Here is an 8,956-nt window from a genome sequence, read left to right on the forward strand (position 1 = left end):
TTCCTCGTCGATGACAAGGCCCGGTCCGGCCCAGTCCTGCGTGCCCGGTGCGTCAGTCCCCCGCTGCAACAGCGTGTAGTACTGGTCCGAGCGCCCCATCCGTGCCCTCCCGCGCTGGTGCGATGCGGCGACGCCGGCGCCCGCCACCCGCAGCAGTGTGGCGCGACAGCTGCCCGTGCCGCGCCCTTCAGTCCCCGCCACCGTCCCCACCTCCGTCTCCTCCGTCTCCGCCGTCGCCCCCGTCTCCGCTGTCGGAGCCCCAGCCGTCCGAGCCGCCCGGCTCGTTGTCGTCGCTGCCGCTGCCCAAATTGCTGAACCAGGGGCGGTCCCAGGCGTCGTCGGTCGCGACCGGTTCGCCGGCGTCGGCGTTCGGGCGCTGGAACCGGAAGCGGGCCGTTCCCGTGGTGTCGCCCAGGCCGAAGGCGGCAGCGAAGGCGTGGACCATGACGGCGTCCAGGGGGTCCGGGCTCTCGTAGTGCACGGGCGCCAGGGGCAGCAGCACCGTGCCGGGATCGAGTTCCGGGCGGCGCGGCGGTCGCTGTATCAGGGCGACCCGCCGCTCGTCACGCAGCAGCCAGGAACTCGCGTGGTCCGCCCGCCGCAGCTCCCAGACGCCCTGCGGCGACCGCGCCTGTACATAGCTCTTGGATTTGCGCAGCTTCTTCTTGAGAGCGAGAACGGCCGGTACGTCCCCGACGGTCATCCGCAGCCCGTGCGCCTGGTCAGCGGTGCTGCTCAGGAAGCCGTGCGGCGCCCGTATCCGTACGGGCGGAGCACCCGGTCCCCACACATCCACGCGCACCAGTCGGCGGTCCACCGCCACGCTCACCTGCCCGGCGGGCCCGTGAGCGTACCGCCGGGCCATCCACAGCGGTACGCCCTCCGCCCGTGCCTGCTCGGCCAGGGCGTTCAGCTCCGCGGACCCGCCGCAGCGTCGCATCGCCAATTCTCCGAATTGCCGCGCGAATTCGGCCGCCCGGCGCACCTTCACGGGGAGGGTGGTGCCGGTGACGCGCGTGACCGGAACGATGCCGCTGCCGACGGCCAGCCGGTCCAGCGGACGCTCGGAACCGCCGCCGCCGAGCCAGTGCCCGCGCTGGAACGCCTCGGCCATGGCGGGTAGGTTCAGCTCACTCAGCGGCGTGATCTTGCCGCCACGACGCAGGTCTTCCTCCGTCAGTTCAACGGTCCGCGCCAGCGGATTCCACGATCGTTCCGTATAGAGCACTTGGCTCACGCCGTCCCCCATGTCCGTCCCCCATGTCCGCGCCCCGTGCCCGCCCCGTGTGCGTGCGGATGCCGGTGCAGCACTGTGACCAGCCTATCGAGCCTCAGGACGCACTCGAACGGTGTCCGGTTTCCGAGGCCTGGACACCGTCGGCAGCAACGGTCCACCCCACTGACGCGGCTCCGGTCCAGCAGGCGCCGTATGCGTTCGTCAAGTCCCCTTCACCCGTAGGGATTGCCCCGGTATGACGACGCCCCATGCCCCGCGCGCTTGCCGTACCGTTTCCGACCTGCGCCTGCCCAGGGGAGAGCGGCGGGCCGGAACGGGAGAGGACGGCTGCGGAGTGGTCGGGGATGATCAGAAGACCTGGAGTGCGCGAGCGGTCTGCCGAACCGCTGATCCGGACGACCTGTTCGCCGAAGGCGCGGCCCAGAACAGGGCCAAAGCCATCTGCACCGGCTGCCCGGTGCGCACCGAGTGCCTCGCCTACGCCCTGGACGACCGCATCGAGCACGGAATCTGGGGCGGCATGACCGAACGGGAGCGACGGGCCCTCCTGCGGCGGCGCCCCCTTGTCACGTCCTGGCGCCGCCTGCTGGAAGCCGCCCGAGCGGAACACGAGCGGATCGCGGGCGCCGACGAAGAAACGTCTCTGGGCGCCACAGGATGACACGACGTCATGGTCTCTGCGGCGTCCCTGCGGCTTTGGTCGTAGGTCGCAGGTGGGTGGTCAAGCGATGAGCGGCGCCGGAGAATTGGAGACGTGGAATCTCCTGGGTTCGATGTGGACGCCTTCCTGCAGCAGCCCCTCACCGCGCGCATCGCGACGAGCGGACCAACGGTGCGCCCCGTCTGGTTCCTCTGGGAAGAGGGAGTCTTCTGGACCCTGACAGGCCGTTGGACCCGGCTGTTCGACCGCGTGAAGGAAGACCCGAACGTCGCCCTCGTGGTGGACGAGTGCGATGTCGCGACCGGGCGTGTACGGCAGGTGATCGCTCGGGGCCGGGCCGAGCTTGTGGCCTTCGACGTACCGAGAGGGCGGCGCAAGCTCACCCGCTACTTGGGAGCGGACGAGACTCTGTGGGACACGCGTTTCGTGCGCTACCTGCACGATGATCCGGGTGAACGAGACACGATGTGGTTGCGTTTGCGGCCTTTCTCGCTCACCGCGACGGATCTCAGTTACTCCGTCACGGCTCGGTGACCGCCCTAAACCATGCCGTCCACCGAAAATCACCAAGCCAAGCCAAGCCAAGCCAAGCCAGGCCAAGCTCACGCAGTCGCGGAAGGCTGCATTTCGGTGCTGGTCAGAATGCGCGCAGGGGCAACCGTCCCCGTAGTCCGGCTCGTTCGATGGCCGTGTCGGCGACGGTTCCGGTCCAGGCGATGGCGACCGTGATGCCGACCGCGTCGAGCGCTTGGCAGATGCCGAGCAGGGTGAACAGGCCCGCGTTGTCGCAGTGGGTGAGGGCGGACAGGTCCAGCATCAGCCGGCGGCTACCGCGGGGGCGCGAGGCGACCTGCACGATCGCTTCGCGCAGTACGGCGGTGGTGTCGAGGTCCAGCTCTCCGGACAGGCATATGAGCACCACGGACCGGGCCGCCGGGACATGGCGGATCACTAGCCGGGCCTCGGTCTCTTGATCCATGTCCGTAGCTTTCCGTCTCAGCCCGCAGGCGGCGCGGTGTCCGCGCGGTGGTCAGCGAAGATCTTCCGAAGGTCGCGCACAGCAGGGCCGCGTCAGCTGGCTGCCGGAGGGGCGCGGCCACCTGTTGCAGCTGCACAGTGGGGCCGCCTGCGATGGTCGGCAGCACCCGCGCGTGGTTCGTCAAGGACGCCCACGCTTTGCCGCCGCTGAGCATGGCTCGACTCCCCGTCTACGCCCGTCGCCATGTCGTCGCCAACACCAGCGTGGCGTTACCGGAAAGCTTCCTCGCTCATCTTGTCGCATGGAGGCCCGTGAGGGCTACTGAGAACGAGTTTGCGGACGCGAGGGGGGGACTCCAGCGCGAGTGGTGCTTCGACGCGTGTGGTGCTCCGTCCGCGCGGGTGATCGGACGACGGTCAGACACCGTCGTACCGCGGCGTACTCAGGACGGTCCCTGAAGCCTGCTGCCCAGAAGCCTGCTGCTCAAGACAGACCGGCGATGAGCTCTTCACGGCTACTGGCGCCCGTCTTGAGGTAAATGGCCTTGAAGTGATCGTTGGCGGTGTGGGGGGACAGGCCGAGGCGACGGGCGATGTGCTTGACCGGCAGGCCTTCGAGTGCCTGCTCGATGACCGCCTTCTCCCTTGGCGTGATCCTGTACCAGGCAGAGACCGCAGGCAGGAGCAGAGGGGCCGAAGCGCACTGGATGGTGATGGCCACATCCCCCTTGCTCGCTCCACCGAGACCTTGGGCGTGCAGCACGATCCACCCTTGAGGCGTGGGGATGCGGGAGACGGCCGGCCCGGCAGCCGGCCGGGCGAGATGCGTCATGTTCAGCTGGGTCCCCACGAAAGCAGGGTCGTCGTCGGTTTTCGGAGCCGTGCGAGAGAGCCCCAACTCGAGCAACCAGTCCTGCCCGGACGGGGTCATCGACCTGATCCTGTCGTCGGCGCCGATCACCATGACGCCAGGTGGAAGAAGTTTCCGGCTGGCCGGCCGCAGACCCTTGCTGCTCACGAATTGCTTCAGCGCGACTGCCAGTGGCGTCGCAAGACGGGCGGCGTGCACCGACTCGGCGGCCGAGAACGGCCGGTTGCCCTGCTCCCGCAGCAGAATCAGCATCCCCAGTGGCACACCCGAAGCCACCAGTGCTACGCGCATCTCGCTGATGATGCCCGCGCCGACCATGACGTCATGCACTCGCGCGCTGTGCCGGAAGTCCGGATGGTCTGCGTTGAGGACGCCGACAGGGGACGGTCCGGCGGCCAGGTGTCGGCGTACTTCTGTGGCTGGCCCTGGCAAGATTTTCGTGGGTGGAGATCAGCCCGGGGACGCGATCCGGTTGGTGCAGCGTCGTCTCAAGTGCGCGATCAGTACGACGCGTTGACGCAGTAGTGGGACGCCGGCGCGGCCGCTCATGATCCGCTTCTGGAGCTTCACATCTGTGACACGGCCTTCGTTCATCCCGGAGCTGTAGGGAGTGGTGATGCCCTGGACCGCCGCGTCCTGGTCCTCGCGGATGCCCTTCGCTAAACCCGCCAGGGTCGGGTGTCCGCAGGTGGCGAGCTTCTCGAGCCAGCCGGGCAGCCCGGTGGCGTCGCGCTGGTCGACCATGGTGGCGAACTCGCGGACCAGTGCGTGGACGTGTGCCAGTTCCGGGCAGTGGCTGTACAGCAGCTGCAGCTGTTCCTGGGCGTTCAGGTGCCGCCGTGCGGGTGGGGTGATAATCCACCGGGCGACCTGGAGGGGCAAGGGGGCGCGGGCCTGTGGGGCTGGTGTGCCGTTCGTCTCGCGCCAAGGTGCGACGGCGGTTTTGACGCGTTGGTAGTGCCCGCAGTAGCCCTTGGCGGTCAGCTCCTGGTGCAGGATCTTGGCGTTGTGCTCGCCCTCGTCCCAGCGTTGCCGCAGGTAGTCGAGGTAGGGCGCGAGGGCGGTGGGCGGGCGGAGTTGGGTGCGACGGACTACTTCCTGCCAGCTTTCGGCGCGGGCGTACTTGTGCACGGTGCGCCGGTTCAGGCCGAGCTCACGGGCGATTGCGCGGATGCTGCGGCCCGTGCCGGTGTGCTCGTGGACGGTCTCGAACAGGCGTTTTGCGTGGCGCCCGGCTCGCGTCGTCTCCAGCGTCACTGCGACGTCCGCGGAGGGCTGTGGCTCCTCATGGTGCTCAGCCGGCGGCGGGACGGCGGCTGCCAGGCAGGCGCGGTGCGCGACCGCGACGTCCTGGACCCGTCGCGAGAGCCCCTGCCAGAGGTGGAAGAGGTCGCTGACCTGCACTGCTTGCGGGGCGCCGTCGGTGATCCCCTGCCGGTAGGTGAGGGAGCCGTCCCGGCACACGATTTCCACCCCGGGGTGCTCTCGTAGCCATGCGGCCAGTGCGGCGGCGTCGCGCCCCTCCCACAAGGTGATCGGCAGGCGGGTGTCACCGTCGACAAGCAGGGTGCCGTACACCTCTGCGTACAGCGCGAAATCGTCCACACCCAGCACTCGCGGTGTCACGGTGGTCGGCAAGGGCACTCTCATCAGCTGGAACAGCACGCTGGTTCGCGACAACGGCGCGCTCAGCAACCCCAGGAGCCGAGCACCGCCCCGGCCAGCGAGCAGGACACCGACCGTCTCAACCAGGTCCTGGAGCAGCGGGGTACGGCGCTGGTAACGCACCGTGAGTCCGTCAACCTGCTCGGCAAACGTGACCTTCGCACAGGCCGGGTTCTCGCAGTACAAGCGGCGCACGCTCAGCTCGATGCGCATCGGCTGGCCACCGACCGCCCTGTCGGCGAGATGGCGTACGTAGCGGCTGTGCACCCAGTCGTTGGTGATGCCGCAGCCCGTACACCGAGCAGGGCTCCTGTCACGCGTACGGGCATGAACGATCACGGCAGGGCCTGTCGCGTCGACGGAGACAATCGTCACGCCCGTCAAATGCGGTAGCAGGGAGGGAAGTTCGACAGCACACAAGAAGAGGATGCCCGGTGCCGGGGAGTTCGCGCCCTACGTCCCCGGGCTGATCTCCACCCACGAAAATCTTGCCAGGGCCACGTCCGCGTGTACGCCGACACCAGGCTGGCGAACGGATATGGATGGGCGTCGAGAGTCGTGTCGGTCCGCAGTCGATGTGCGGTGCCGAGGCGGTAGCCGCGTCGGCCCGTGTGGAAGCAGCCGGCTCCGCTGGCGGGGTCGAGGCCCACCAGCAGGTACCCGTCGTGCGGAATGATCCGGGCCAGCTGGTATGAGACCTCTCTGCCCAGATCAGTCACGCTCACGGCCTCGGCCGCGCGTTCCAGGACGGTACGGCAGATCAGATCCAACCTCGCGGCCATGCCTCGAAGGTAGCGGATTTCAACCCCCCAAATCCTGGGATATCCAGAGCTTCACCACCGGTTCACTATCGGGGATGTCCTCATCGGGTACCGGGCTACCGGGATGAACACCAGCGGTGGGAACCACTGGGTCCGCTCAGTGCCGCTCAGTGCGGGGACTGTGACCGAACACCATCGAAGGGAACTCCCATGCGCACCAAGCTCGCCGCAACCGGCCTCGCCCTCCTCCTGGGCATCGGCGGTCTGGCCCTGGCGCCGGCCGCCGGTGCCACCACCGTGGCCCCGGAGCATCAAGCGTCCCTCACCGCCGCGCCGGGGTTCTACGCCGGCGGCACGTGGCAGCTCGTGCAGAGCAACTCCACGACGACGACGCTCAATGTGACGCAGGACGACAACGGACGGCTCTTCGGAACCGCCTCCTACTCCAACGTCGTCGGCACCATCGAGAACGGTTCGGTGGATGGGCCCAACATCTCGTTCACCATCGGCTGGTCGAACGGGCTGAGGGGCCGCTACACCGGCTCCCTGGGGTTTGACCGCCGGTTGTCCGGCACAACGTTCGATCTCACCCACCCGGGCAGCCAGGCGACCTGGTTCACCCCGCGCACCTTCTAGCGCCGAACCGCTGATGGCCGGTCGCTAGTGGCGACCGGCCATCAGCAAGGGCCGTTCCTTAGTGTCAGGGGGGGGCGACTGCGAGGGGCGAGCCCGGGGGTGTAGCGGAAGGACTGGCAGGCGGGGCTGACGGTGGGGCTGCGAGGATGCGGTCATGGAGCAGATTCTGAGTCGACAGGAAGCGTCGGACGCGGTTCGGGATTGCGGGTGGCGCTACCTGTTGGGCGCCTTGCGAACGTCGGTTCCGGTCGGGTCGTTGGCTCAAGCGATCAGCTTGGCAGCGGACGCTGTCGCAGTGTGTGGCGACGATGCCGATCGTCATCTCCAGGTCGATGTCCGCCCTGATCTGGCCGTCTTCACTCTTCAGTCCTTGGACCACGCGGCGGTTACTGCTCGGGACATCGAACTCGCGCGCCGGGTCTCTGCCACCGCTGAAAAGTCCGGGCTTCTGCCGGAGCCGGGAATCGGAACGCGGGCACCACGGTCCGTCCAGATTCTGGAGATCGCAATCGATGCCCTGGACATCGCCGGGATTCGACCGTTCTGGAAGGCGGTGCTGGGCTACGCCGATGAGGCTGGAGCCGAGGGTCCGGAGGATCCGCTCGTCGACCCGGTCAGGCAGGGCCCGGCCATCTGGTTCCAGCAGATGGACCGCGCGCGTCCGCAGCGGAATCGCATCCACATCGACATCAGTGTTCCGCATGACGAGGCACGCCGCCGGGTCGAAGCCGCGCTGGCAGCGGAGGGCCGGCTCGTGTCCGCGAGCCGTGCCCCTGCCTTCTGGGTTCTGGCCGACCTGGAGGGCAACGAAGTCTGCGTCACTACTTGGCAGGGCCGGGACGGCTCCCCCAACGTGCCGGTGACAGTCACTCGTTGAAGTCGGGCCGAGGAGGGTTGCCTCGCCGTAGTGGACCGCAAGCTGGTCACATCTAGCGGCCACGGCATGATGCCTTTTGAAGCGATTGATGCCGTAGTCGGGTGAGCTTGGCATCGGCTCGGGAGTGTAGGGCGGCGAAGAGCCGCTGTACCACCGCCAGCTCTACTTCAGGCACACGCCCCCGCCCGCCACAACGACCGCCCTGCACAACGGTCAAGCGACTTGCTCCGGTGAACTCTCGCAGAGGGGCGGCACCTAGCAGCGGCGGGGCTCGGCCACTCTGGCTTGCTATCCACAGTGTCAGTAAACCGCGTCAGCGGTTTTGTCTTGGCTACGCGCTTGGCTGTCTTGCTGGCTCGGTCGGTATTTGTTTCGCGCCGTAGCTCCCGTTTTAGGGGTTATGTGCTGTCTTCCATCTCCCTTCTCTACCCGTATGGCCTCCTCATCTGCCCGTATGGTCCCTTGGGGTTGCCCGCGTGGCTCCCGTTCGTCCGCACAGCGCCCCGTTTGCCCCTTGGCGGTGGGGTGGAGGGGTGGTGGGGTGGTGGTGGAAACCAGCTACGCGGTTTTCTATTGACAGGGGGTGGGGGATCGTTTTGAATCGGGTGGCGGTAAGGGGGCTGGTTTGCCTCTTCCGGTAGGGGGAGCGGGGGGTGGGTGTGGTGGCGGGTTTGGGTGTGGTGTGGCCTGGTTGGGGTCGGTTTGTGCTGCCGGTCCGGGCGCCGCCCGTGTGCGTGTAGCGTCCGCGCGGGGTTCGCTGTCCGTGTTGCTTGTGCGGCCTGTGCGGCCTGTGCGGCCTGTGTTGTTTGTGCCATTCGTGTTGTCGGTGTTGCTTGCGGTGTCTGCTGGTGTGGCGCGCGTGCCGTGTGGCCGTTCGTGTGGCCGGTTCCGCCGTGTGCTGCCTGTACTGCTCGTGCTGGCTGTTCTGGTGGCGCTGGCTGTTCTGCCTTCAGCGCCCGTGCTGCCCGCAGTACCCGTACTGGCTGTGCTGGCTGTGCTGCCCGTCGGTGCCCCTTCTGCCCGTAGTACTCGTACTGCCTGGAGTATCCGTTCTGCCTGTGCTGCCTGTGTCGCCCGCGCCGCCCGCAGTGCCTGTATCGCCCGTGCCGCCCGCAGTGCCTGTGTCGCGTGTGCTGCCTGTGGTGTTGGTGGTGGGGGTTTGGCGGTGTCTTCTGCGGCTGGTCGGTCGGGGTTGGGGTGTTGGGGGGGGTGGGGGTTGCTCGTCTGGGCCGGCCGGCTGGTGGGCTGGTGTGGTCGGGGTGGGTGTGGG

At 68.0% G+C, this 8,956-nt stretch carries 8 protein-coding genes; 4 read left to right on the forward strand and 4 right to left on the reverse strand.

What is annotated here, in order from left to right; all coding sequences use genetic code 11:
• Positions 1–187 precede the first annotated feature (187 nt).
• Complete coding sequence (locus tag ACFVYR_RS32135) at positions 188–1,237, reverse strand: hypothetical protein (protein ID WP_384263639.1); 1,050 nt, start codon at positions 1,235–1,237, stop codon at positions 188–190.
• 286 nt (positions 1,238–1,523) lie between these two features.
• Here ACFVYR_RS32135 and ACFVYR_RS32140 point away from each other — a divergent pair, with 286 nt between their 5' ends.
• Both ACFVYR_RS32140 and ACFVYR_RS32145 read left to right on the forward strand, forming a co-directional pair.
• The gene (locus ACFVYR_RS32140) at positions 1,524–1,898 is read left to right on the forward strand and encodes a WhiB family transcriptional regulator (RefSeq protein WP_384263658.1); all 375 of its coding nucleotides are present in this window, start codon (positions 1,524–1,526) and stop codon (positions 1,896–1,898) included.
• Positions 1,899–2,012: 114 nt separating this feature from the next.
• Complete coding sequence (locus ACFVYR_RS32145) at positions 2,013–2,432, forward strand: pyridoxamine 5'-phosphate oxidase family protein (RefSeq protein ID WP_384263637.1); 420 nt, start codon at positions 2,013–2,015, stop codon at positions 2,430–2,432.
• 103 nt (positions 2,433–2,535) lie between these two features.
• On the opposite strand, the gene ACFVYR_RS32150 is transcribed toward ACFVYR_RS32145, so the two are convergent.
• From ACFVYR_RS32150 to ACFVYR_RS32160, 3 genes are all read right to left on the reverse strand, one after another.
• On the reverse strand, positions 2,536–2,877 hold the full coding sequence (locus ACFVYR_RS32150) for an STAS domain-containing protein (protein WP_384263635.1): 342 nt from the start codon (positions 2,875–2,877) through the stop codon (positions 2,536–2,538).
• 483 nt (positions 2,878–3,360) lie between these two features.
• On the reverse strand, positions 3,361–4,077 hold the full coding sequence (locus tag ACFVYR_RS32155) for a helix-turn-helix transcriptional regulator (RefSeq protein WP_384263633.1): 717 nt from the start codon (positions 4,075–4,077) through the stop codon (positions 3,361–3,363).
• A gap of 120 nt (positions 4,078–4,197) precedes the next feature.
• A complete protein-coding gene (locus ACFVYR_RS32160) occupies positions 4,198–5,787 on the reverse strand; it encodes an ISL3 family transposase (protein ID WP_384263630.1) in 1,590 nt (529 codons plus the stop codon).
• 596 nt (positions 5,788–6,383) lie between these two features.
• Between ACFVYR_RS32160 and ACFVYR_RS32165 the strand changes: the two genes are divergently transcribed.
• Both ACFVYR_RS32165 and ACFVYR_RS32170 read left to right on the forward strand, forming a co-directional pair.
• Positions 6,384–6,809 carry a hypothetical protein gene (locus ACFVYR_RS32165; protein ID WP_384263628.1) on the forward strand — a complete coding sequence of 142 codons (426 nt, stop codon included), beginning with the start codon at positions 6,384–6,386 and terminating at the stop codon, positions 6,807–6,809.
• Between the two features lie 154 nt (positions 6,810–6,963).
• Entirely contained in the window at positions 6,964–7,686 is a 723-nt protein-coding gene (locus tag ACFVYR_RS32170; RefSeq protein ID WP_384263625.1) for a VOC family protein, read from the forward strand.
• Positions 7,687–8,956 lie beyond the last annotated feature (1,270 nt).

The organism is Streptomyces sp. NPDC058284 (assembly GCF_042881135.1).
Classification (GTDB): domain Bacteria; phylum Actinomycetota; class Actinomycetes; order Streptomycetales; family Streptomycetaceae; genus Streptomyces.

Coding starts and splice junctions, on each gene's coding strand:
- ACFVYR_RS32150 (WP_384263635.1), bottom strand. CDS start 2,877: ATGGATCAAGAGACCGAGGCCCGGCTAGTGATCCGCCATGTCCCGGCG.
- ACFVYR_RS32165 (WP_384263628.1), top strand. CDS start 6,384: ATGCGCACCAAGCTCGCCGCAACCGGCCTCGCCCTCCTCCTGGGCATC.
- ACFVYR_RS32170 (WP_384263625.1), top strand. CDS start 6,964: ATGGAGCAGATTCTGAGTCGACAGGAAGCGTCGGACGCGGTTCGGGAT.